The 23,111-nt window shown below is 64.3% G+C and carries 25 protein-coding genes; 16 read left to right on the top strand and 9 right to left on the bottom strand.

What is annotated here, in order from left to right; translation table 11 throughout:
* The first annotated feature begins 18 nt into the window (after nucleotides 1-18).
* The 6 genes from AC1DUY_RS20580 to lpxK all read left to right on the top strand — a co-directional run bounded on the left by AC1DUY_RS20580 (nucleotide 19) and on the right by lpxK (nucleotide 5,532).
* Nucleotides 19-1,419 carry a TldD/PmbA family protein gene (locus tag AC1DUY_RS20580; RefSeq protein WP_478116626.1) on the top strand — a complete coding sequence of 467 codons (1,401 nt, stop codon included), beginning with the start codon at nucleotides 19-21 and terminating at the stop codon, nucleotides 1,417-1,419.
* Nucleotides 1,420-1,459: 40 nt separating this feature from the next.
* A complete protein-coding gene (locus AC1DUY_RS20575) occupies nucleotides 1,460-2,215 on the top strand; it encodes a 3'(2'),5'-bisphosphate nucleotidase CysQ (RefSeq protein ID WP_478116815.1) in 756 nt (251 codons plus the stop codon).
* A gap of 61 nt (nucleotides 2,216-2,276) precedes the next feature.
* Nucleotides 2,277-2,522 carry a DUF4170 domain-containing protein gene (locus AC1DUY_RS20570; RefSeq protein WP_068733639.1) on the top strand — a complete coding sequence of 82 codons (246 nt, stop codon included), beginning with the start codon at nucleotides 2,277-2,279 and terminating at the stop codon, nucleotides 2,520-2,522.
* Nucleotides 2,519-3,232, top strand: coding sequence for a lysophospholipid acyltransferase family protein (locus AC1DUY_RS20565; RefSeq protein ID WP_089261893.1), 714 nt, complete (start codon nucleotides 2,519-2,521; stop codon nucleotides 3,230-3,232). Before AC1DUY_RS20570 ends, AC1DUY_RS20565 begins: the two co-directional genes overlap by 4 nt.
* Nucleotides 3,225-4,529: a 3-deoxy-D-manno-octulosonic acid transferase gene (locus AC1DUY_RS20560; protein ID WP_478116623.1), complete on the top strand. Its 1,305-nt coding sequence runs from the start codon at nucleotides 3,225-3,227 to the stop codon at nucleotides 4,527-4,529. Before AC1DUY_RS20565 ends, AC1DUY_RS20560 begins: the two co-directional genes overlap by 8 nt.
* The gene (gene lpxK / locus AC1DUY_RS20555; RefSeq protein WP_478116621.1) at nucleotides 4,522-5,532 is read left to right on the top strand and encodes a tetraacyldisaccharide 4'-kinase; all 1,011 of its coding nucleotides are present in this window, start codon (nucleotides 4,522-4,524) and stop codon (nucleotides 5,530-5,532) included. The genes AC1DUY_RS20560 and lpxK overlap by 8 nt, the downstream gene beginning before the upstream one ends.
* Before the next feature lie 47 nt (nucleotides 5,533-5,579).
* Here lpxK and AC1DUY_RS20550 read toward each other — a convergent pair whose 3' ends face one another.
* Both AC1DUY_RS20550 and xseA read right to left on the bottom strand, forming a co-directional pair.
* The gene (locus tag AC1DUY_RS20550; RefSeq protein WP_089261889.1) at nucleotides 5,580-5,807 is read right to left on the bottom strand and encodes a DUF2093 domain-containing protein; all 228 of its coding nucleotides are present in this window, start codon (nucleotides 5,805-5,807) and stop codon (nucleotides 5,580-5,582) included.
* A gap of 120 nt (nucleotides 5,808-5,927) precedes the next feature.
* Nucleotides 5,928-7,529: an exodeoxyribonuclease VII large subunit gene (xseA, locus tag AC1DUY_RS20545; protein WP_478116619.1), complete on the bottom strand. Its 1,602-nt coding sequence runs from the start codon at nucleotides 7,527-7,529 to the stop codon at nucleotides 5,928-5,930.
* Between the two features lie 122 nt (nucleotides 7,530-7,651).
* On the opposite strand from xseA, the gene AC1DUY_RS20540 reads away from it, so the two are divergent.
* From AC1DUY_RS20540 to AC1DUY_RS20515, 6 genes are all read left to right on the top strand, one after another.
* A complete protein-coding gene (locus tag AC1DUY_RS20540) occupies nucleotides 7,652-8,638 on the top strand; it encodes an alpha/beta fold hydrolase (RefSeq protein ID WP_478116617.1) in 987 nt (328 codons plus the stop codon).
* A 4-nt stretch (nucleotides 8,639-8,642) separates the two neighbouring features.
* Nucleotides 8,643-9,194, top strand: a complete 552-nt coding sequence (locus AC1DUY_RS20535; RefSeq protein WP_231077957.1) for a hypothetical protein — start codon at nucleotides 8,643-8,645, stop codon at nucleotides 9,192-9,194.
* A gap of 1 nt (nucleotide 9,195) precedes the next feature.
* Nucleotides 9,196-9,498 carry a winged helix-turn-helix domain-containing protein gene (locus AC1DUY_RS20530; RefSeq protein WP_120288568.1) on the top strand — a complete coding sequence of 101 codons (303 nt, stop codon included), beginning with the start codon at nucleotides 9,196-9,198 and terminating at the stop codon, nucleotides 9,496-9,498.
* Nucleotides 9,499-9,519: 21 nt separating this feature from the next.
* The gene (locus AC1DUY_RS20525; protein WP_478116614.1) at nucleotides 9,520-10,023 is read left to right on the top strand and encodes a DUF6622 family protein; all 504 of its coding nucleotides are present in this window, start codon (nucleotides 9,520-9,522) and stop codon (nucleotides 10,021-10,023) included.
* 103 nt (nucleotides 10,024-10,126) lie between these two features.
* On the top strand, nucleotides 10,127-11,410 hold the full coding sequence (purD, locus tag AC1DUY_RS20520) for a phosphoribosylamine--glycine ligase (protein WP_478116613.1): 1,284 nt from the start codon (nucleotides 10,127-10,129) through the stop codon (nucleotides 11,408-11,410).
* Nucleotides 11,411-11,478: 68 nt separating this feature from the next.
* Nucleotides 11,479-11,733: a DUF6894 family protein gene (locus AC1DUY_RS20515; protein WP_478116611.1), complete on the top strand. Its 255-nt coding sequence runs from the start codon at nucleotides 11,479-11,481 to the stop codon at nucleotides 11,731-11,733.
* Here the strand turns inward: AC1DUY_RS20515 and AC1DUY_RS20510 are convergent.
* A complete protein-coding gene (locus tag AC1DUY_RS20510; protein ID WP_478116609.1) occupies nucleotides 11,704-12,150 on the bottom strand; it encodes a nucleoside deaminase in 447 nt (148 codons plus the stop codon). The genes AC1DUY_RS20515 and AC1DUY_RS20510 overlap by 30 nt on opposite strands.
* A gap of 160 nt (nucleotides 12,151-12,310) precedes the next feature.
* Between AC1DUY_RS20510 and AC1DUY_RS20505 the strand changes: the two genes are divergently transcribed.
* The 3 genes from AC1DUY_RS20505 to AC1DUY_RS20495 are packed head-to-tail and all read left to right on the top strand — an operon-like array spanning nucleotide 12,311 to nucleotide 15,588.
* Nucleotides 12,311-14,617, top strand: a complete 2,307-nt coding sequence (locus AC1DUY_RS20505; RefSeq protein ID WP_478116607.1) for a pseudouridine synthase — start codon at nucleotides 12,311-12,313, stop codon at nucleotides 14,615-14,617.
* A gap of 3 nt (nucleotides 14,618-14,620) precedes the next feature.
* Nucleotides 14,621-15,175 carry a 16S rRNA (guanine(966)-N(2))-methyltransferase RsmD gene (gene rsmD / locus AC1DUY_RS20500; protein WP_309947204.1) on the top strand — a complete coding sequence of 185 codons (555 nt, stop codon included), beginning with the start codon at nucleotides 14,621-14,623 and terminating at the stop codon, nucleotides 15,173-15,175.
* Nucleotides 15,176-15,198: 23 nt separating this feature from the next.
* Nucleotides 15,199-15,588, top strand: coding sequence for a VOC family protein (locus tag AC1DUY_RS20495; RefSeq protein WP_089261869.1), 390 nt, complete (start codon nucleotides 15,199-15,201; stop codon nucleotides 15,586-15,588).
* A 110-nt stretch (nucleotides 15,589-15,698) separates the two neighbouring features.
* On the opposite strand, the gene mutL is transcribed toward AC1DUY_RS20495, so the two are convergent.
* The 3 genes from mutL to arfB all read right to left on the bottom strand — a co-directional run bounded on the left by mutL (nucleotide 15,699) and on the right by arfB (nucleotide 18,550).
* Entirely contained in the window at nucleotides 15,699-17,519 is a 1,821-nt protein-coding gene (gene mutL, locus AC1DUY_RS20490; protein WP_478116604.1) for a DNA mismatch repair endonuclease MutL, read from the bottom strand.
* Between the two features lie 170 nt (nucleotides 17,520-17,689).
* Nucleotides 17,690-18,085, bottom strand: coding sequence for a VOC family protein (locus tag AC1DUY_RS20485; protein WP_478116602.1), 396 nt, complete (start codon nucleotides 18,083-18,085; stop codon nucleotides 17,690-17,692).
* Nucleotides 18,086-18,133: 48 nt separating this feature from the next.
* Nucleotides 18,134-18,550 (bottom strand): alternative ribosome rescue aminoacyl-tRNA hydrolase ArfB, encoded by a 417-nt coding sequence (gene arfB, locus AC1DUY_RS20480; protein WP_478116813.1) that lies wholly within the window; start codon nucleotides 18,548-18,550, stop codon nucleotides 18,134-18,136.
* Between the two features lie 155 nt (nucleotides 18,551-18,705).
* Here arfB and AC1DUY_RS20475 point away from each other — a divergent pair, with 155 nt between their 5' ends.
* Nucleotides 18,706-19,389 (top strand): ROK family protein, encoded by a 684-nt coding sequence (locus tag AC1DUY_RS20475; protein WP_478116600.1) that lies wholly within the window; start codon nucleotides 18,706-18,708, stop codon nucleotides 19,387-19,389.
* Here AC1DUY_RS20475 and AC1DUY_RS20470 read toward each other — a convergent pair.
* Genes AC1DUY_RS20470 through AC1DUY_RS20460 form a run of 3 tightly spaced genes read right to left on the bottom strand, consistent with a single transcriptional unit; the run spans nucleotide 19,386 to nucleotide 23,065 of the window.
* The gene (locus AC1DUY_RS20470; protein ID WP_478116598.1) at nucleotides 19,386-20,288 is read right to left on the bottom strand and encodes a ketopantoate reductase family protein; all 903 of its coding nucleotides are present in this window, start codon (nucleotides 20,286-20,288) and stop codon (nucleotides 19,386-19,388) included. The genes AC1DUY_RS20475 and AC1DUY_RS20470 overlap by 4 nt on opposite strands.
* A gap of 21 nt (nucleotides 20,289-20,309) precedes the next feature.
* Nucleotides 20,310-21,665, bottom strand: coding sequence for a M16 family metallopeptidase (locus AC1DUY_RS20465; RefSeq protein ID WP_478116811.1), 1,356 nt, complete (start codon nucleotides 21,663-21,665; stop codon nucleotides 20,310-20,312).
* A 2-nt stretch (nucleotides 21,666-21,667) separates the two neighbouring features.
* Nucleotides 21,668-23,065 (bottom strand): M16 family metallopeptidase, encoded by a 1,398-nt coding sequence (locus tag AC1DUY_RS20460; RefSeq protein WP_478116596.1) that lies wholly within the window; start codon nucleotides 23,063-23,065, stop codon nucleotides 21,668-21,670.
* Between the last annotated feature and the right edge of the window lie 46 nt (nucleotides 23,066-23,111).

The raw sequence follows: 23,111 nt of genomic DNA, 5'->3' as shown, positions 1-23,111 counted from the left end.
AATGTTGGGATTTTGTTCGTGAACTCTTCACCAAACGCATCGTCGTCTGTCTCCACGAAATCCGACAATTCCGATCTGCTCGATCAGTCCGTACTCTCCACGCTGGCGCAGCGTCTCGTCGAGGCTGCCAGGAAGGCCGGTGCGGATGCCGCGGATGCGGTCGCGGTGCGCGGCGTGTCGCATGGCGTCGAAGTGCGTGACGGCAAGGTCGAAGCCTCCGAGCGTTCGGAAGGCGACGATATGGGATTGCGCGTGTTCGTCGGTCGCCGTCAGGCGGTGATCTCCACCAATGACATGTCCGGCGACAATGTCGCGCAACTGGCCGAACGAGCAGTCGCGATGGCGCGCGTCGCACCCGATGATCAATATGTCGGCCTTGCGGACCCAGTGCTGCTTGCGCGCGACTTTGCCAATCTCGATCTGCTCGATCCCGTCGTGCCATCGGTCACAGAGCTCGAACGCCGCGCAGTGGAAGCCGAAGCGGCGGCGCTCGCGGTGAAGGGCGTGACCAAGTCCGGCGGCGCATCGGCCTCGACCGGCATCGGCGGCATGGTGCTCGTCACCTCGACCGGTTTCCACGGCTCCTATCTGCGATCGAGCCAGGGCGTGTCCATGACCGCGATCGTCGGCGACGGCACCAAGATGGAGCGCGACTACGCCTTCACCTCGGCGCTGCATGCATCCGATCTGGACTCGCCGGCCAGCGTCGGCAAGCTCGCGGGCGAGCGCACGGTGGCGCGGGCCAATCCGCGCAAGGTGCCGACCTGCAAGGTGCCGGTGGTGTACGACCCGCGCGTCTCGAACTCGCTGGTCGGTCATGTCATCGGTGCCGCCAATGGCGCGTCCGTCGCGCGCAAGACGACCTTCCTCAAGGACAGTCTCGGCAAGCAGCTGTTCAGCAGCAATATCCGCATCATCGATGATCCCCTGCGCGTGCGCGGCCTGCGTTCGCAGTCCTTCGATGCCGAAGGTGTCGCGACGAAGCAGCAGGCCATCATCGACGGCGGCGTGCTCACCACCTGGCTGTTGGATTGCGCGACCGCGCGCGAACTCGGCATGACCACGACAGGCCACGCGCATCGCGGGGTGTCGTCGTCACCATCGCCCGGCGCGTATAACCTGCATATGGAAGCGAGCGACGTGAGCCCCGAAGACCTGATCGCCGATATCAAGGAAGGTTTTTACGTCACCGATCTGATCGGCTCGGGCGTTAATGGCGTGACCGGCGACTACAGCCGCGGCGCCGGCGGATTCTGGATCGAGAACGGCAAGCTCACTTATGCCGTCAGCGAGATCACCATCGCCGGTCATCTGTTCGAGATTTTCAAGTCGATGATCCCGGCCAACGACCTTACGTTCAAATACGGCGTCAACGCGCCGACCGTGCGCGTCGAGGGACTGACGATTGCCGGACGCTGATCTCGACATCGACAAACGGCTCGCGCACGATGTTGCCCTGATGGCGGACACGGTGCGGGCGGCCGGCGAGCTCGGCCTCGCAATGTTCGGTACAGAACTCAAGAAATGGACCAAGGGCGAATCCTCGCCCGTCTCCGAAGCGGATATCGCCGTCAACGATCTGATCGAGAAGCGGCTTCGCGCCGCGACGCCCGATTACGGCTGGCTCTCGGAGGAGAGCGCCGATGATGAATCCCGTCTCGGCAAGCGCCTGACCTGGATCATCGACCCGATTGACGGCACCCGCAGCTATCTCGCCGGTCGCGAGGATTGGTGTGTCTGTGTCGCGCTGGTCGAGGACGCCCGGCCGGTGATGGCCGCGGTATTCGCGCCATCCACAGATGAATTTTTTCTGGCGATCCGCGGGCAGGGCACCACCTGCAACGGCGTCCCGGTTCGGGCCACGACCGGTTCCGCGATGGACTTTTCGCGCGTGGCGGGCCCGAAGCCTCTGGTCGAGCGGATGGTCCATCCCGGGCAGGACATTACCCTCTATCCGCGAATCGGCTCGCTGGCGCTGCGGCTGTGCTGGATCGCCAATGGCCGGCTGGATGCGGCCTTTGCCGGGGGGCAGAGCCGGGACTGGGATCTGGCCGCCGCAGATTTGATCGTGCACGAAGCGAATGGTAGGATGACCGAGCTTTCGGGCGATCCCATCCTCTATAATCGCCGGGAAGTCACGCACGGGTTGCTGGTGGCAGCGGGGGCCGATCGCCATGCTTACATCGTCGAGCAATTCCAGAACCGCCGGGTTTAACCGGCTGCACCACTATCTTTGACTTATCGGATCGCAGCCGGTCGCTGCAGGAACAGGATTCATGTCGGACACACCACAGCAACTGCTTCATCTGGTCATCGGGGGCGAGCTGACCAACCTGAAAGAGACGACGTTCAAGGATCTCAGCCAGGTTGAAGTCGTCGGCGTCTATCCGAATTACGCGACGGCATTTGTCGCCTGGAAGGCCAAGGCGCAGCAGACCGTCGACAACGCCCACATGCGCTATTTCATCGTCCATCTCCATCGGCTGCTCGATCCGGGTCAAGACGCGAAGCCGACCGCTTGAAACGACTGCTCCGAAACACGCTGCGCAGCAGCTGGGTTCAGCGCGCCGCGGGGTTTCTCGCGGCCGAATTTTTGCGTCTGGTCTGGAAGACCAACACCTTCACCTTCGATCCCGTCGATGTCTATGACATTGTCGAACCGCAGATGCCGGTCATCTTGGCGTTCTGGCATGGCCAGCACTTCATGACGCCGTTCATCCGGCAGAAGGACTATCGCGGCGCGGTGCTGATCTCGAAGCATCGCGACGGCGAGTTCAATGCGCTGGCCGCCGAGCGCCTTGGCATCGCCACCGTTCGCGGCTCCGGCGATCATGGCGGCGCGTTTCACCGCAAGGGCGGCGTCGGTGCGTTCAAGGAGATGGTGCGGGTGCTGGAGCGCGGTATCAATATGGCGCTGACCGCCGACGTGCCGAAGCGCTCGCGTGTCGCCGGCATGGGCATCATCATGCTGGCGCGCGAAAGCGGCCGGCCGATCATGCCGTTTGCCATGGCCACCAGCCGCTACGTGCAGCTCAACAACTGGGACCGCACCACGATCAATCTGCCTTTCGGTCGCGGCGTGCTGGTCGGCGGTGAACCCCTGAGCGTTCCTGCCGATGCCGACGCTGCCACGATGGAGGCGCTGCGCCTGCAGCTCGAAGCCACGCTGAACGAGGCCACGCAGCGTGCCTATGACGCGGTAGGTCGGCCGGAAGGTGCGCGTCGTGCCTAACGCGCTGCCGATCACGCTGCGCGCCTATCGCAGATTGTCGGCGGCGCTGACGCCGCTTGCGCCGGTCCTGATCAGGCAACGGCTGAAGAAGAACAAGGAAGATCCCACGCGCCTCGACGAGCGCCGTGGCATCTCGCAGATCGAGCGCCCCGCCGGGCCGCTGGTCTGGATTCACGGCGCCAGCGTCGGCGAAGTGCTGGCGGCGGCAGCGCTGATCGAGCGGCTGCGCGCGCTGGGCATGCGCATCCTGCTGACGTCGGGCACGGTCACTTCCGCAGAGATCATCGCCAAGCGATTCCCGACCGATATCATCCATCAATACATACCCTATGATTCACCGCGCTTCGTGGCGCGCTTCCTCGATCACTGGAAGCCGAGCCTGGCACTGTTCATCGAAAGCGATCTCTGGCCGAACCTGATCATCTCCGCCGCCAAGCGTCGGCTGCCGATGGTGCTGATCAATGCGCGCATGTCGCAGCGTTCGTTCCCGCGCTGGCAGAAATTCTCGGCAACCATCGGCGCCTTGCTCGGCCGTTTCGAGATCTGCCTGGCGCAGTCCGAAACCGACGCCGAGCGCTTCAGCGCATTGGGATCGCGCAGCGTCGTCGTTACGGGCAATCTGAAGCTCGACGTGCAGGCGCCGCCCGGTGACGCCGTGAAGCTGGACAAGCTCATTGCGGTGACGCGCGGTCGCCCCATCATTGTCGCATCCTCGACGCATCCCGGCGAAGAAGAAATCATCCTCGAGACCCACAAGACGCTGACAAGTTTCTTCCCGAAATTGCTGACGGTCATCGTGCCGCGCCACGCCCATCGCGGCGCCGATATTGCGCAGATGATCACAGTGGCAGGTGCGCAGGTTGCCTTGCGCTCGCGCGAGGAATTGCCGCATGCAGGCACTGACGTCTATGTCGCCGACACCATGGGCGAGCTCGGCCTGTTCTATCGCCTGTCACCGGTGGTGTTCATGGGCGGTTCGCTGGTGCCGCATGGTGGGCAGAATCCGATTGAAGCCGTGAAGCTCGGTGCGTCCGTGGTGCATGGTCCGCATGTCTTCAATTTCACCGACGTTTACGAGGCGCTGGATGGCGCCGGCGGTGCAAAGCTTGCCGACTCCTCCGAGCAATTGGTGAAACAGCTCGGCCAGATGCTCGGCAACGAGGCAGCGCGCGATGCTGCGATCGAGTCTGGGCGTCGCGTGGTTGAACGGCTTGGCGGTGCGCTCGATCGCACCCTGCATGCGCTGGAGCCTTATCTGATGCAGCTCCGGCTCGAAGCGGGAGCGCAGGATGCGTGAGCCGGCGTTCTGGCGGCCGCCATCGACATGGTTGTCGCGTTTGCTGATGCCGCTTGGCGCCATCTATGGCGAAGTCGCAGGCAGCCGCATGGCGCGCAAGGGCGTCGATGTCGGCATTCCCGTTCTCTGCGTCGGCAATTATCACGTCGGCGGTGCCGGCAAGACACCGACCACGTTAGCGCTGGTGCAAGTGCTGCGCGATCTCGGCGAGACGCCGGTGGTGCTCAGCCGCGGCTATGGCGGCAGATTGCGCGGCCCGGTGAAAGTCGATCCGTCGCGGCATGTGGCGGCAGATGTTGGCGACGAACCGCTGATGATGGCACGGCAGGTGCCGGTCGTGATCTCCGGGGATCGTGTGGCGGGCGCCGCGCTGGCGCGCTCGACCGGCGCCAGCGTCATCGTGATGGACGACGGTTTCCAGAATCCGGCCATCGCCAAAGACGCGTCGTTCATTGTGATCGACAGCAATCGCGGTCTCGGCAACGGCCGTGTGCTGCCCGCGGGACCTTTGCGCGCGCCGCTCGATCTGCAGATCGCACGCACCGATGCGCTCGTCGTGATTGGCGATGGTGTTGCAGCGACGGGCGTGGCGGCGCTGGTCGCGGGCCGGGGCGGTCCGGTGTTGACGGCGCGCCTTGTGCCGGATGAGGCGTCAGTGGCAGCCTTGCGCGGCAAGCGCGTGCTGGCCTTTGCGGGAATCGGTGATCCCCAACGCTTCTTCCGGACGTTGCGTCATGCAGGTGTGGACGTGGCTGTGGAGAAGGCCTTCGCCGACCATCATCCGTATACGTCCAATGAGATCGATGCGCTGGCGCTGCGAGCGAAGCGTGATGGCCTGACGCTGGCGACGACGGAGAAGGATTTCGTCAAGATCGGCAACATGCCGGCGGCAGTGGAGATCGTGCCATTCGCCGTCACGCTGGCCTTCGAGGACAAGGCGGCGCTGCAGGCTTTCGTGGTCGAGAAGCTCAATCGGGCAAGAGTGAAGACGCTCAGAATGTAAGGTGGGCAAAGCGAAGCGTGCTCACCTACGGAACGACCGATACGAGCTTATTTCTGACCCTTCACGGCGTCCGGATAATGCCGCGCCAGCACCGCATTCGGCACCGCATAGGCTTCCTGCCGATCGACGCTCCAGTATTTCAACTCATCCAGCGGAATGCGTTCGCCTGTGATGGCGCAAGTCACATAGGTGCCGGGCGACACCACGCGGAAATCGCCGTCGAGATATTGCAACTGGGCTTCGCCGTGGCCCGAGGGGCCAAATTTGTTCAGCACGGCTGGTCTCCTGGATCGTCACTAAGTCGTCTTGCCGGATCGGTCACCGGCCCTGAATGTCGTCATCTCGTAGCATAAATAGGGCCGCGGCGTCGCCCAATAAAGGCGGCCGCGCAACCTCTAGAACAGGCTGCCCTGATCGATTTTCGTCGCCTTTTTCGGCGCGGCCGGCGACGCAGGCTTGGCCTCGCGCGGGGCAGGTGCCGGGCGGTCGCCATCGGCAGTCACGCCGACGCGGCCATCGGCGAATTCGATGCTCAGGCGCGCGCCCGCTCCGATGTTGGCGGCGGCATGCAGCGCGGCGCCTTGCTCGTCGCGCACCAGCGCAAAGCCGCGGGCCAGCACGCTGCGATAGGAGAGGGCACCGAGCAACTGGCTCGACGCCTGTACGCGCGCCTGCTGGCGCTGCACCAGTGTCGTCAATGCACGGCGCGCGCGCTCAGTGAGGCGCAGAGCGCGCTCCCGATCGCGCGTGATGGCATTGCGCTGTGCCTGCGCATTGGCGAGCTTGGAGGCCTTCAATCGTGCTTCAAGGCCAGTGAAGCGATCGCGGCGCTGCCGAAGCAGGGCGCGCGCGGAGAGGCTCAGGCGTTCGCCCGATACCGTCAGCCGCTGCGTCGCATGGGCGATCTGCGCGCGCAGCACGCGCAGCGTGAGACCCGAGCTTGCCTGAGCGAAGCGCCGATGATGCGCATGCGTATTGGCCTTCAACGCACGCGGCAGCGATGCGGTTGCGCCATCGAGACGCTGGCGCGGAATGGCGAGCAATTCGCTGAGATCCGGCAAGGCACGCGCCGCGGCGCGTAGTTCGTTGCGGCGGGATTCCTGCCCGCGCTGCCAGCAGAGCATCATGCGGCGCTCGAAGCCGGATATCTCCACCATCAGTTCGGCGCGCACGGGCACCGCCATTTCGGCGGCCGCCGTCGGCGTCGGCGCGCGCTTGTCGGCGGCGAAATCGATCAGGGTGATGTCGGTCTCGTGGCCCACGGCCGAGATCAGCGGGATCATGCTCTCGGCCGCGGCGCGCACCACGATCTCTTCGTTGAACGACCACAGGTCTTCCAGCGAGCCGCCGCCGCGCGCCACAATCAGCAGATCCGGCCGCGGAATTGCGCCGCCCACCGGCAGCGCATTGAAGCCATGGATCGCGGCCGCGACCTGCTCCGCCGAACCTTCGCCCTGAACCTTGACGGGCCAGACCAGCACGCGGCGCGGGAAGCGGTCTTCAAGGCGATGCAGGATGTCGCGGATGACAGCGCCGGTGGGCGATGTCACTACGCCGATGACTTCCGGCAGCCATGGCAGCAGCTGCTTGCGCGCTTCGTCGAACAGGCCTTCGGCGCCAAGCTTGCGCTTGCGCTCTTCCATCAGCGCCATCAGCGCGCCGACGCCGGCGGGTTCGATGGCCTCGATGACGATCTGGTATTTCGACGAGCCTGGATAGGTGGTCAGCTTGCCGGTGGCGATGACTTCGAGGCCTTCCTGCGGCTTGAACCGCATCCGGCCATGGACGCCCTTCCAGATCACCGCCTCGATCTTGGCGCTCTCGTCCTTGAGCGAGAAATAGCAGTGGCCGGACGAATGCGGCCCGCGAAAACCCGAGATTTCGCCGCGCACCCGCACGTTCCCGTATGTGTCTTCCACCGTCCGTTTCAGGGCTGAGGACAGCTCGGAGACGGTGAATTCGGGGGAATTGGTAAGGGGGGCAGCGGCTTTGGGCATCGAATCTCGGCTTTCAGGATCGTCGCAAAGTAGGGATGTCGGTCGCAAAACGCCAATCAGATATTGATTTACAGATAACTCTGTTATACAGAGTAGTCTGTATTCAGAGAATGGCGGGTATTATGGCGTCGATATTGACCTTCGCGGTCCGTGGCATCGTTTGGCTCCTTGCTGCGGTGGGTCTGGCGGCCCTGGTGCTGGCCGGCATGATTGCGGTGCCGGTTTCCCGGCCCAAGGCACTGGCCTCCATTGCGGACACGGCGCGCAGTGCGTATCGCGGGGACGTTCCGCCACTGCAGTATTTCCAGGCGAGAGACGGCTCGAATCTGGCCTACCGGCGCTACACGCCATCCGGACCGTCCGTGAACCGTGCCGCACTGCTCATTCATGGCTCGTCGGGATCGAGCATCGCGGTGCACGCCCTGGCGAAAGCGCTTGCCGCGCGGGGCGTCGAAAGCATCGCTCCCGACATGCGCGGCCATGGCGCGTCGGGGACCCGCGGCGATATCGCCTATCTCGGCCAGCTCGACGATGATCTCGCAGATCTCGTCGGCCATTTGCGCGGGCAGGGGCTGGCGTCGCCACTGACGCTCGCTGGGCATTCGTCGGGCGGCGGGTTTGCGCTGCGCGTGGCGGGATCCATCAATCAGGGGCTTTTCGCGCGCACCGTTCTGCTGTCACCCTATCTCGGCCTGAAGTCGCCATCCACACGCGAGAATGCAGGCGGATGGGCCAGTCCGAGTGTGCCGCGCATCATCGCGCTCAGTGTGCTGCAGTCGTTCGGGGTGACATGCTGTTCGCAGCTCCCGGTGGTTGCCTTTGCCGTGCAACCGGGTTCGACACGCATTCTGACGTCCGAATATTCGTTTCGGCTGCTGCAGAATTTCGGCACGCATCGCGACTACCGTCTGGATCTCGATCCGGCGAACGGGCCCATATCGGTCATCGCCGGGCGCAATGACGAGCTGATGTTCGCCGACAAATATCGCGAGGCGATGCAGTCGAAAGCCAATATCGACGTGCGTGTCCTCGACAACGCAAATCATATGGACGTCGTCAGCACGGCAAGTTTCGTCGCCGTCGTTGCCGACGATCTCGCAACGAGGTGACACCGTGATCAACAGCCAGGAAGCCAGTGCTGCGTTGATGGAGATCGAGAGCCTCAGTCGGCTGGTCCGGCAGTCGGTGTTCTATCGGCACGCCAGCACGATGCTCATTCTATGGGGCGTTGCGACTTTTATCGGTTATCTGCTCTCGTTCTTCGCGCCTGCTGCGGCTCCCGTCATCTGGTCGGTCGTCATTGTCGCGGGTGTCATCTGCGCGATCATCATCGGGGCCCTCAACAAGAAGCGGGAAGGCGTCAGCACCTTCGATGCTCGCGCAACGGCAGCGTTTATCGCGTTCGTGGCTTTCGGCTGTCTGTGGAGCATCGTTTTCGGGAATATGGCGCCGCGGCAGATCGGCGCGTTCTGGACGACTTACTTCATGTTGCCTTACGTGATGACAGGGTTCTGGTTCGGCCGCGTCTTTGTCGTGATCGGCATGAGCGTGATCGCGCTGACGTTGCTCGGTTACTTCTTCGCCGGACCGTGGTTCACGCTCTGGATGGCTGTCGTCAATGGCGGCGGCCTGTTGCTCGGCGGCCTCTGGATGCGGCGCAGCTGACATGGCTGAACTCGACGACATCATCCATCAGCCTCTGCGGCTCAAGATCATGGCAGCGCTGAACGCTCTGCATCCGACACAGGGGCTGGATTTCCCGCGATTGAAGAAACTGACCGGCGCCACCGATGGCAATCTCGGCGCTCATATCGAGACACTGGCGAAAGCCGGTTATGTCAGCGTCGAAAAGGCCTTTGTCGGCAAGAAGCCGCAGACAACGGTGACGGCCACCGCGACCGGGCGTGGTGCCTTCGCGCGGCACGTCGCCACCTTGCGTGAGATCATCGCAACTGCGGAAGGCAAGTAGAGCAAAGCCTGGGAGATTGTCATGGACATCGCGTGGCGCATTCTGACCAACACGCCGATCTGGGTGTTCGCGTTGCTGGCATTGCTGATCTGGCTGGGAAGCCTGTCGCTCCGGCCGCGAAAGACAGAGCTGCGCCGCTTGCTGATCGTTCCGATGGTGTTTCTCCTGATGGGGTTGTCGCGGCTGATCTTTGCCGGCGGCCAATTGCATCTGATCGGAGTCTGGCTGGCAGCGGCAATCGTGATGGCGGCCGTCGCTCTGTGGATCGGTCCCGGCGAGATGACGGTCGATCGGCAGGACGGCACCATTCTGCGCCCCGGGAGTTGGCTGCCCCTGATCCGCAACCTGTCGGTCTTCCTCCTGCAATATGCCGTGGCGGTCGCAACTGCGATGAAGCTGGGTTCGGGTGCTGGGGTCCCGCTGATCGGTCAATTGGTGTCGGGGGCATGCGCCGGCTATTTCCTTGGCTGGACGGTGGGTTTGATCCGCCGCTATCGCGCGGAAACACGTGTCGCCGTCGCTTGACGGGTTGGCCGCCTGGCCGGTTGATTACTCAGACCACTGATTGCTGTCCCGACGCGCCGTGCTAAACGGTGGGCGTGTTTGATTGCAATTGGTCTGGCTCGTTATGAACATTCTCCTCCTCGGTTCCGGTGGTCGCGAACACGCGCTGGCGTGGAAACTTGCCGCGTCTCCGCTGCTGACCAAACTCTGGTGCGCGCCAGGTAATGCCGGCATCGCCCGGGAGGCCGAATGCGTGGCGGTGGATATCACCGACCATGCGGCCGTGATTGATTTCTGTAAGGTGAACAAGGTCGATTTCGTCGTGGTCGGCCCGGATGCCCCGATAGCGGCAGGCATCGTCGACGATCTTGCTGCCGTCGGCATCAAGGCATTCGGACCCAGTAGAGCCGCCGGCCAACTGGAAAGCTCGAAGAGCTTCACCAAGGAACTGTGCCGGGCCAACAACATCCCGACTGCGGCCTACGGCCATTTCCATGATGCAGAGTCTGCCAAGGCCTATATCCGGACCCAGGGCGCACCGATCGTGGTCAAGGCCGATGGCCTCGCCGCTGGCAAGGGCGTTGTGGTGGCGATGTCTGAAGCCGAGGCGCTGGACGCGGTCGACATGATGTTCGATGGCGGCTTCGGCGAGGCCGGTGCGGAAGTCGTGATCGAGGAGTTCATGCAGGGCGAGGAAGCCTCGTTCTTCGCGCTGTGCGATGGCGAGCACGCGTTGGCGCTGGCAACGGCGCAGGACCACAAGCGCGCCTTCGACGGCGACAAGGGCCCGAACACAGGTGGCATGGGCGCCTATTCGCCGGCGCCTGTTATGACCGAGGCGCTCTGCGCGCAGGTGATGGACGAGATGATCATGCCGACCCTGCGCGCGCTCAGCGCGATGGGGACGCCCTATAAGGGCGTGATCTATGCCGGCGTCATGGTGACCGAGCAGGGGCCGAAACTCGTCGAATACAATGCCCGGTTCGGCGATCCGGAGTGTCAGGTGCTGATGGTCCGTATGATGTCGGATCTGCTGCCGGCGCTGATTGCCTGCTGTGACGGGCAGCTCAAGAATTTCGATCTGCGCTGGTTCCCGGATCCGGCGCTTACGGTGGTGATGGCCACGAAGGGCTATCCCGGCGACTACGACAAGGGTACGCGCATTGCCGGCTTGGACCGCGCCGAGAAGATCGAGGGCATCGAGATTTTCCATGCGGGCACCAAGGCATCCGGCGACTGGATTCTCGCCAATGGCGGGCGTGTCCTCAACGTGACGGCCTCCGCCAAGACCGTCGCTGAGGCCCAGCGCCGCGCCTATGAGGCCATCGGCCTGATCAACTGGCCCGAAGGTTTTTGTCGGCGCGATATCGGCTGGCAGGCGGTGGCGCGGGAACGCAAAGGCAAGTAACGGTATTCGGGTGATCCTCTTGGGGAACCGAAGGTTGTGGAACGCGTTGATGGGGCTGTGAGGTACCCATGGCGCACTATTATTTCGACCTCAAGAACGGCACGACGCAGCGAGACCACGCTGGTCGGGAGCTACGCAGTGACGCCGAAGCGATTGCACAGGCTTATGTGATCGCCGACGAAGTCAGCGCCCGGCCGGCGACGCATCAGGAGCATGAGCGCCATATTTGCGTCATCCACGAAGACGGGCACGAAGTGACCCGCGTTCCCGTTGACTTGGCTGTCAGCAAAGCCTCAGCGCCGCGCTCTAAAAAACTCTCGTAACAGCGCGGCGGACTGGGTTTCGCCCACGGACGGATAGACCTCCGGCGCGTGGTGGCAGGTCGGCGAAGCGAAGAAGCGCACGCCGGAATCGACCCCGCCGCCCTTGGGATCGGCTGCGCCGTAATACAGCCGCCGGATCCGGGCGAAGGAGATTGCGCCCGCGCACATGGTGCAGGGCTCCAGGGTCACATACAGGTCGCAGTCGATCAGCCGCTCGCTGCCGAGCTTGGCGGCGGCCTCCCGGATCGCCAGGACTTCGGCATGGGCGGTCGGGTCGCGGTCCCGGAGGGTCCGGTTGCCGGCCGTGGCGATCACCTCGTTATTCCCGACGATGACGCAGCCGATGGGGACTTCACCGGCATTTCCGGCGCTTTCGGCCGCTTTCAGCGCCAGATCCATGAAAGAAGGTGCGGTCAACGGCTCGTTTCCTGCGCAAAACTCTGCTACGGAGTTGCATTCAGCAAAAGTGGATACTGGTTTTGCGTGAGAATGCGCCCCAATGAGCGCGCATTTTCGGCCCGCGAACCCTGTCCGCACCGCTCAACCCAATTCAGCTTCCGCTGCAGTGAGACCCTTCATGCCCCGCGACAACGACAAAAACAACGGCCCCTCGCGCGGCCGGCCACCCGGTGGCAAAGGCGGAGCCGGCAAGGGCCGCTCCGGCGCCGCACGTGGACCCGACAAGAAATTCGCCAAGCGCGACGGCACATATGCCCCGAAGCCGCCCGGTGCTGGTGGCGGCGAGAAGCGATCTTTCGGTGGCAAGCCTTCTGGCGGCAAATCTTTTGGCGCCAAGCCTTACGCGGGCAAGCGCGATGACGACCGAGCGCCGCGCCGCGATCGTGACGATGCGCGTCCGGCCCGCTTCAACCGCGACGACCGTCCCGCGCGCAGCGGTGGTGGCGATCGTCCAGACCGTGGGCCGCGCAAGGATTTCGGTGACCGCGAAAAGCGGCCCTATGCACCGCGCGCCGGTGGCGGCGACAAGCGTCCCTATAGCCCGCGCGGAGAGGCACCGCGCGGCGACCGTCCGAATTTCAACAGGGATGACCGCGCCCCGCGTGGCGACCGCGGCGATGCGCGTCCGGCCGGACGCTTCTCCGACAAGAAGTTTGGCGACAAGAAGCCCTACGCGTCGCGCGATGGCGGCGGCGAGAAGCGCCCCTATACGCCGCGCGGCGAAGGTTTCCGAGGCGGCGATGGTGACCGTCCGCGTCCGCGCAACGATCGCCCACAGCGTGATCGCAGTGATCGTCCGCAAGGCGATCGCCCATTCAGCCCGCGTCCCTCGCGCGATGGCGATCGCAACGATCGTCCGTTCAGCCCGCGCCCGTCGCGCGACGGCGATCGTCCGCGCGGTGACCGGCCCTTCAGCGCCGAGAAGAAGTTTGGCGGCGACAAGAAATTCTCCCGCGGTGCGCCGGATCGCGGCGGCCCGCGCAAGAGCTTTGGCGATCGTCCCGATCGTGGTGGGCGTGATTTCGAGCGCGGCCCTGATCGCAGCGAGCAGAAGCCCTGGCAGAAGCGCGAAGGCGGGTCGGATGATCGCGGCAGCCGCAGCGCGCGTCCGCCGCGCGATGGCGCGCGCAATTTCGACCGGCCGAAATTCGACAGGCCCAAATTCGAGCGTCCGCGCGATGATCGCCCCGAGCGCAGCGACAGCGAGCGTCCGCGTTTCTCGCGTCCGCGTGAGGACCGTCCAAGCTTCGATCGTCCGCGCGAGCCGCGTGGCCGCACCGACTGGCAGGAGCATGGTCGCAGCGAGGCTCGCGACGGCGACGAGCGTCCGCGTCGCGAGAATGAGGACGACAGCAGGATTTTCGCCAAGCGTCCTGCATTCGGCGGTCGCGGTGAATATCGTGAGCGCGATCCGGAAGCGCGCCGCCCGGCGCGCGTTCCCGCGGCCAAGAAGGCCGGCGAGCGTATCGCCAAGGTCGTGTCGCGCGCGGGCCTGTGCTCGCGCCGCGATGCCGAGGAATGGGTCACGCAGGGCCGTGTTGCCGTCAATGGCCGCGTGATCAATTCGCCGGCGCTGGACGTCAGCACCAACGACGTGATCACCGTCGACGGCAAGCCGTTGCCGGCGCCGGAGCGCACGCGCCTGTTCCTGTATCACAAGCCGCGCGGCCTGATGACGACCCATGCCGATCCCGAGGGACGGCCGACGGTGTTCGATCATCTGCCCGAAGGCCTGCCGCGTCTGATCTCCATCGGCCGGCTCGATTTCAACACCGAAGGCCTGCTGCTGCTGACCAATGACGGTGGCCTCGCGCGCACGCTGGAATTGCCGGAGACCGGCTGGCTGCGGCGCTACCGCGTGCGTGCGCATGGCGAAGTCACGCAGGCGCAGCTCAACGAGCTCAAGAACGGCGTCGAGGTCGACGGCGTCAAATATGGCTCGATCGATGCGACGCTGGAGCGCGACAAGAGCGCCAATGTCTGGATCGTGTTCGCGATCCGCGAAGGCAAGAACCGCGAAGTGCGCAACGTGCTGGCGCATCTCGGTCTCGAGGTGAACCGCCTGATCCGAATTTCCTACGGTCCGTTCCAGCTCGGCGAGATCGAGGAAGGCCAGGTCGACGAGGTGAAGACCCGCGTGCTGCGCGAGCAGCTCGGCGAGAAGATAGCGGATGCCTCGGGCGCCGATTTCGGCCGGCAACTGCCGAGCAAGGGTGACGTCTCGCTCGATCCGGTGATCGTGAAGAAGCCGGTTCTGAAGCGCTCCACGGTGGAAGACCGCAAGGGCCGTCGCATTCTGGTGCAGCGCGCCGGCTCGGAAGAGTCGCGTGCCCGCAATGAAGACGCGGCCACGTTCGGTGGCCCGCCGAAGAAGCCGAAGCGCGGCTATCACGGCAAGCGCGATCTGAAGCCGCGGGACGCGTAAGCCATGCGTGTCGTCGGTGGCCGGCTGAAGGGCCGCAACATCGCGTCGCCCACGACGCAGGCGATCCGTCCCACGGCGGATCGACTGCGCGAGTCGTTGTTCAACATCCTGATCCACGCTTACGAAAGTCCGATCGAGGACGCGCGCGTGCTCGATCTGTTTGCCGGCACTGGCGCGCTCGGCATCGAGGCGGTGTCGCGCGGCGCAAAGTTCACGCTGTTCGTCGACAACGGGTCCGAGGCGCGCGCCTTGCTCCGCAACAATGTCGAGGCGCTCGGCCTCGGCGGCGTGACCAAAGTGTATCGCCGCGATGCTGCCGATCTCGGCCCCGCGCATCCGGTCGAGCCGTTCTCGCTGGTGTTCCTCGATCCGCCCTATCGCATGAAGCTTGCCGAAAAGGCGCTGGCCTCGCTGCGCGATGGTGGCTGGCTGACGCCGGGCGCTTTGCTGGTGGTGGAAGAGGCGAAGGATGCTGGCTTTGCGGTGCCGGAAGGGTTCGAAGAACTCGAGCGCCGCGCCTATGACGATACCGAGTTTACGTTTCTGCGATCTGTGTAAAAAGACTTCAAAAGGAGCCGCCGATGTCTGCAATCGAATACACTTGGGATCACGTCCATATCCGCACGCCGGACACCGAAGCGACCGCGCAGTGGTTTGCCGATATGCTCGGCGCCGAGATCCTGCGTGCCCCTGGCCGCATCGATATCAGGCTTGGCGGCGGCATGATCTTCCTCGCCCCCGTGACGCCGGAGATGGGCGTCAACCCGCCGCCGGTCACGCCCTATCAGGGCCTCGATCATTTCGGCCTGAAGGTGAAAGACATCGATGCGGTGGCCGCGTCGCTGAAGGCCAAGGGCGTCGAATTCACCAAGGAGCCCCATACGCTCAAGCCCGGCCTGCGCATCTGCTTCATCCGCGCGCCGCAGGGCGTGTCGATCGAGCTTTTGGAACGCGATCCGAAATATACGTGAGTCGAGCACCAGCCCGTCCACGTCATTGCGAGGAGCGAAGCGACGCGGCAATCCAGTCTTCGCTTGCGGCTCTGGATTGCTTCGCTGCGCTCGCAATGACGGCTGAGGGTCTATCGTCGCCCGAACAGCTTCTCGATATCGCTGAGCTTCAGCTCGACATAAGTCGGCCGGCCGTGATTGCACTGGCCGGAATTCGGCGTGTCTTCCATCTCGCGCAGCAGGGCGTTCATTTCCTCGGGCCGCAGCCGTCGGCCTGAGCGCACCGAGCCGTGGCAGGCCATGGTCGCGGCCACATGCAGCAGCCGGCGTTCCAGCGGCAGCGCTTCGTCCCATTCCGCCATGTGTTCGGCGAGATCGCGCAGCAGCGATGCCGCATTGGTCTTGCCCAGCAGCGACGGCGTCTCGCGCACGGCGACGGCGCCGGGGCCGAAACTGTCGATGGCGAGGCCATAGCTTGCGAGTTCTTCGGCGCGGTCGAACAGTTTCTCGACGATGGCTTCGTCCATTTCGACGATCTCGGGGATCAGCAGGATCTGGCGCTGTACGCCATTGGCGGCCAGCGATGCCTTCAGCCGTTCATAGACGATGCGCTCATGCGCGGCATGCTGATCGACCACGATCATGCCGTCGCGGGTCTGCGCGATGATGTAGTTCTCATGCACCTGTGCGCGCGCGGCACCGAGCGGCCGGTCGACCAGATCGGTCTGCGGCGTCTCTTCAAAACGCACATCGGCCGTGGGCGTGCCGACATCGAAAGCCGCCTGGCTGCGTTCGGCAAACGCCGCCGAACCATCGAAGCCCGGCATTGGATTGACGGGATAGGCCGGCGAGCGCTGCCAATCCCAGTTCGCATTCGTGCGCGGCGCGAAATTGGGTGCGAAGTTGGGGCGGAACGAGTCCAGCACGGCGCCGTCGCTATTGGCCGCGGTGCGGCGTCCTTCGCGGGCCAGGCCTTCTTTCAAAGCATGCACGATCAGCCCGCGCACCAGCCCGGCATTGCGGAAACGCACCTCGGTCTTGGCCGGATGCACATTGGCATCGACCTCCTGCGGATCGAGCGTGACGAACAGCGCGACGATCGGATGGCGGTCGCGCGGCAGATAGTCGGAATAGGCCGCGCGCACGGCGCCGATGATCAGCTTGTCGCGGACCGGGCGGCCATTGACGAACAGATACTGCCCGAGCGCATTGGCGCGGGTCAGCGATGGCGCGGCGGCAAAACCTTCGACCACCACACCTTCGCGCTCGCTGCGCACTTCGATGGCGCTGAGACGAAACTCTGGCCCGAGAATGTCGCCGAGCCGCGTCAACTGTCCGGCCGGACCGGGCAGGGCCGCCGCCCATGTCACCGGCGCGCGCTCCTCGCCGGCCATGGTGAAGGCGATGTCCGGCCGCGCCATGGCGAGGCGGCGGACGACTTCGCGGATCGCTTCGGCTTCGGTGCGGTCGGTCTTGAGAAATTTGAGCCGGGCAGGGGTCGCGTAAAAGAGATCGCTGACCTCGACGCGGGTGCCCTGCGACAGCGCAGCGGGCGCGATCGGCGACTTCTCGCCGCCATCGACCGTGCGCGACCAGGCATGCGGCTCGGAGGCGTGGCGCGTGGTGATGCTCAGCCGCGCGACCGAGCCGATCGAGGGCAGCGCCTCGCCGCGAAAACCGAGGGTGCGGATCTGCAGCAGGTCTTCGTCATCGAGCTTCGAGGTGGCGTGGCGATCCACCGCCAGTTGCAGGTCGGCATGGGTCATGCCGCCGCCGTCGTCGGTGATGGCGATCTTTCGCCGTCCGCCGCCATCGGTGAAGATCTCGACCCTGGAGGCGCCGGCATCGATGGCGTTCTCCACCAGCTCCTTCACCACGCTGGCCGGCCGCTCCACCACTTCGCCGGCGGCGATGCGGTTGACGATGGTTTCTGGGAGCTGGCGAACGGGCATGGATCTCGGGGCGCGGTGACGGGTCGGGATTATGTAGGGAACCGGAAGCGCCATTCTATGGCCCCGGGCGCCTGATGTCCCCGCCGCAACCCGCTTTTCCCCGGTTCTGGCTTTTCGTTTTGACGCGTTTTCCTGACGCGAACCGGTATCCACTTTGCTCGAAAACGCTTTTAAGCGAATCGGCCGCCCTTCTGGATCACCTCGATCTTGTAGCCATCGGGGTCGGTGGCGAAGAAGAACTGCGCCAGCGTGCGGCCCTCATGCTTGAAATCGCGCAGCGGCCCGGGCGCCAGATTCTCGCCCTCGAAGCGGGCATGTTCGGCAGCGACGTCGTCCACCACGACAGCGAGATGGCCGTAACCGTCACCCAGCACATAGGGCTCGGTGCGGTCGAAATTCACCGTCAGTTCGAGCTCGAAGGGCGAGGAGGGGTGGCGCAGATAGATCAGCGCAAAATCAGGAAATGCAAAGCGCTCAGCGATCTCGAGGCCGAAGGCGCGCCTGTAGAAGTCCAGTGAGCGCGCCTCGTCCAGCACGCGGATCATGGAGTGAACGGGTTTGGCCATCGGGAAATTCCTTGAAGAAGTGGTCTGGCTTGTTGTGCAGGGCGCGGCTCAGTGGTCGAAGCGACCGCCGCGGCCGGCTTTGACCTCGCTGCGGCGCTTCTTGCCGTCGAGGCGGCGCATCTTCGAGCCCAGCGTCGGTTTGGTCGGCCGCCGCGGGGGCTCGCGATAGGCGGCCTCCTTGATCAGCTCCACCAGCCGCTCGATGGCGTCGGCCTTGTTGCGCTCCTGGGTGCGGAAGCGCTGGGCGTGGATCACGATCACGCCGTCCTTGGTCATGCGCTGGCCGGCGAGGGTGCGCAGCCGGATTTCCATGTCTTCGGGGATCGTCAGTCTCTTGCTGTCGAAGCGCAATTGCGCGGCGGTGGAGACCTTGTTGACGTTCTGACCGCCGGGACCGGACGCGCGCACATAGACGATCTCGATATCGTCTTCCTCGATGGCGATGGAGCGGGTGATCCGGAGCAGCATTCTGTCTCCGTAGCACAGGATACCGCGTTTTGCTTGGTGCCCCCGTGCGCTTGACCGCAGATCGCAAAGATATGCCCGGGACATAGCGGCAATGCTGGAACTGGCGCCCTGCCGACGCTTATCGTTGCACCATCAGTCAATCCGGACGTCTCATGACCAAGACCCCCCGCAATATTCTCACCATCGATATCGGCGGTACCCATGTGAAGGTGATGACCAGCCGTGAAGGGATCAAACGCGAATTCGAATCCGGCCCGGACCTGTCCGCGAAGGAAATGGTGCGCAAGGTCAAGGCACTGACCAAAGACTGGCGCTATGACGTCGTCTCCGCCGGCTATCCCGGTCCGGTGGCCGGCAATCGTCCGCTCAAGGAGCCACATAATCTCGGTGCGGGCTGGAAAGGGTTCGATTTCGAGCGGGCATTCCGTAAGCCCGTCAAACTCGTAAACGACGCCATGATGCAGGCCGTCGGCAGTTACGATGGCGGGCGCATGCTGTTTCTCGGCCTCGGCACCGGGCTCGGTGGGGCCATGATCATCGATGGCGTGTTGGAGCCGATGGAGCTGGGCCATCTGCCGTATCGCCACAAGACATTCGAGGATTATGTCGGCGCGGCCGGCCTCAAGCGATTGGGCAAGAAGAAGTGGCGCCATTGCGTGGCCGAGGTCATTGCCGATCTCACGGCAGCGCTTGAGCCCGATTATACGGTGCTCGGCGGTGGCAATGTGGAGATGCTCGACAAACTCCCGCGCAAGACCCGGCGCGGCGACAACGCGAATGCGTTCAAAGGCGGCTTCCGGCTCTGGGATCCACCGAAGCCCGTGAAACGCCGCTAGGCGCGGCGCGATCCGCTGCGCTCCACCAGCTTCACCATCACCTGCAAGGCATGGTTGGTTGGCGTCGGGATGCCGTGTTCTGCGCCCTTGCGGACAATGAAGCCGTTGAGGAAGTCGATCTCCGATGGCTTGCCACGGGCGAGATCCTGCGATGTCGAGGATTGCTGAAGCGGCATGCTGGCGGCGAGGGCGAGCGTCTTGGCCAGGAGGTCGGCCGGCAGTAATACGCCGCAGGCCCCTGCCACTGCCATGCATTCCATGACGGCATTGGTGACGATATCAGGCACGCCCTCGACCTTGAACATCTCGCCATAGGCGATGCCGGCCACGGCTGATAATGCATTATAGGCGCAGTTGTTGATCAGCTTCGACCACTGCACCGCGTCGATGTCGTCGGCGACGGTGGTCGGCACGCCCGCATCGGACAGCAGCTTCGCCAGTGCGCCGCTATGCGGCGATACGCCGATGATCAGCTCGCCGCGGCCATTGTGCTTCACATGGCCGGCACCCGGCATTTCGGAGGCGACATAGACCGCTGCTGCGATCACCGGCTGGCTGAGAATGGCGCGCAGGCGCTGCGGATTGTCCACGCCGTTCTGCAGGCTCAGCACGATGGAGTTGGGCTTGAGCACAGGCTTCAGCGCTGTTGCCGAGCTGTCGGTATCGCCGGACTTCACGGCGAACAGAACGAGGTCAGGTGGCGCGAGATCGGCGATCTGCGTCACCGCCTTCGCCGGAATGAAACCGTCGAACTCGGCACTCTCGAACCTCAGGCCGCGTGTATTGATGGCATCGACATGGATCTGGCGTCCGACCAATGTCACGTCATGGCCGGCGCGCAGCAGCTTGGCGCCGTAGTAGCAGCCGACTGCGCCGGCCCCGATCACTGCGATCTGCATCGTGCCCCCGGAGGTATGGCCTCAGTTCGCCTTCGGCGCCGGGGCCACAGGCGCTGCGGCTGCCTGCGGCGCGCGGCCGACGACCACGGTGAGGAGCCCGTCCGCCCACAGCTTCTTCGCTGCAGCCTTGGCCTGGTCCAGCGTCACGGCATCGACGATGGCATTGCGCTTCTCGATGTAATCGATCGGCAGTTTGTCGAGCTGGTATTGCAGCAGCGCGCCGGCCAGTTTCGACGAGGTGTCGAGCGCCAGCATCTGCGAACCCTTGAGATAGGATTTAGCCTCGTCCAGCTCGCGCTGGGTCGGACCCTGCTCGGCCATGCGTTTCACTTCGCTGGTCACGGTATCGACCGTCTCGGTGGCGCGGTCGGCGCGGGTCGCGGTGCTGCCGATATAGATGCCGGAATGCTGCATCCACAGCAGCGAGCCACTGACGGAATAGACCAGGCCGCGCTTCTCGCGCACTTCGTGATACAGCCGCGACGACAGCGTGCCGCCGCCGAGGATGTGATTGACGATATAGGCGGCCATGAAGTTCGGATCGTCGCGTTTGACGCCGGGGCTGCCGAAGGTGATGACCGTCTGCGGCACGTCCAGCGTCACGGATTCCTTCTGCGGCGGCTTGGCCGCTGTGACTTCAGGGACTGGCGTCAGCGTGGCTTTTGCGGGCAGGGCACCGAAGGTCTTGTCCAGCAATGTCGCGAGCGTGTCGAGATCGACGTCGCCGACCACGGCAATCTTCAGCGTGTCCTTCGCGACGATGCGTTGCTTGTAGGCCTTGATGTCGTCGACATTGATGGTCGGCACGTCGGTCAGGTTGCCATTGGACGGCCGGCTATAGGGATGGTCGCCGAACGCCACCTGCAGAAACTTGCGCGTCGCCAGCGAATTCGGGTTCGAGGTTTCGCGGCGCAGGCCGGACATGATCTGCGCGCGGATGCGCTCCACATCGGGGGCGTCGAAGCGTGGTGACGTCAGGGCGAGGCGGGCGAGGTCGAACGCCTCGTCACGATGCTCTTTCAGCATGCGCAGCGAGCCACGCAGGTAATCGCGCTGGGCGTTGAAGTTGAGCTCGATGGCGCGGCGTTCCATGCGATCGCGGAAGGCCGAGGAATCGAGATCTCCCGCGCCTTCGTCCATCAGGCTGGCCACCATGTTGGCGGTACCGGATTTATCCTTCGGATCCTGTGCCGCGCCGCCGCCGAACGCATATTCCATCGCGATCAGGGGAACGGTCGCATCCTGCACGAACCAGGCTTCGATACCGCCTGGCGTCACGAGCCGCTGCACCTTGGCTGCGGCGAAGGATGGCGTCACCGTCAGGGTGACGAGCGAGAAGGCGACGGCAATGCCGAGGCGGCCGGCGTTGAAGATGATGCTCACGACCGCTTCTCCTCGCGCTTCGGCGCAGATGTATCCTTGATGAGATAGCCGGTGACCGAGCGCTTCTTGTCGAGCCAGGTCTGTGCGGCTGCGCGCACCTGTTCGGCGGTAACCGCCTTGATGCGGTCGGGCCAGCTACGGATGTCCTCGACGCTGAGGCCCGTGGTGAGTGCGGCGCCGTACCAGCGCGCCAGCGAGGCCTGGCTGTCCTGCGCATAGGTGGCTTCGGCGACGAGCTGCGTCTTGACGCGTTCGAGGTCGGCAGCCGGTACCGGGTTGGTCGCGAGGTCGGCGATCACGGCGTCGATGGTCTTTTCGATATCGGCGAATTCGGCGCCGGGCTTCGGCGAGGCCGAGATCATGAACTGTGCGCTGTCGAGGGCCGTGCCCTGATAGCTGGCACCGGCATTGATCGCGAGCTGTTTGTCGATGACGAGGGCGCGGTAGAGATATGAGTTCGCGCCGCCGCCGATCAGCTGGCCGAGCACATCGAGCGCCTGGCTTTCGCCGGCCGCAGCGGTGGTAGCCGATGGCACCTGATAATAGCGGCGCACGCTTGTCTGTTCGACGCGCGGATCGGCCAGCGTCACCGTGCGCGGCGCGGCGGGCGTCGGCTCCTGTGGACGCATGCGGCGTTCGGGGATCGCCGGCTGCGCCGGGATCACGCCATAGGTGCGCTCCACCATCGGGCGGATCTCCTGCGGGTCGACATCGCCGGCAATGATCAGCGTCGCATTATTGGGGGCGTAGAAGCGCTTGTAGAAGGCGAGCGCGTCCTCGCGGTCGAGCTTCTCGATCTCCTGATGCCAGCCAATGATCGGGCGGCCATAGGGATGATTGAGATAGAGCGCGGCCATGATCTGCTCGGACAGCCTTGCATCCGGGCTGTTGGCGACGCGCATGTTGTATTCTTCCAGCACGACGTCGCGTTCGGGCAGCACGTTCTCGTCCTTCAGCACGAGGCCCGTCATGCGATCGGCCTCGAATTCCATCATCTTGCCGAGCTGGTCCTTGCTGATGCGCTGGTAGTAGCCGGTATAGTCGGTTGAGGTGAAAGCGTTCTCCTCACCGCCGACGCGCTGCACGGTCTGCGAGAATTCACCGACCGGATGTTTCGCGGTGCCCTTGAACATCAGATGTTCGAGGAAATGCGCGAGGCCCGATTTGCCAGGCGTCTCGTCGGCCGAGCCGACCTTGTACCAGATCATCTGCGTGACCACGGGCGTGCGGTGATCCTCGATCACCACGACCTGCATGCCGTTATCGAGCTTGAACGTGGTCGGCGGCTTCGCCGTCACAGTCTGTGCACGGGCGCCCGATATTGTGAGGGCAGGAGCCAGCAGTAGAGCGACGACTGCGACGGATCGTGCGGCAAGTCGGAATGATGAGGTCATGGCGGGGCTAGCAGCTCCAAAGCATGGGGAAAGGCGTGACCAAGCC

The sequence above is a fragment of the Tardiphaga sp. P4_G1 genome, assembly GCF_056401215.1.
This window is presented reverse-complemented; position numbering and strand designations above follow the sequence as displayed.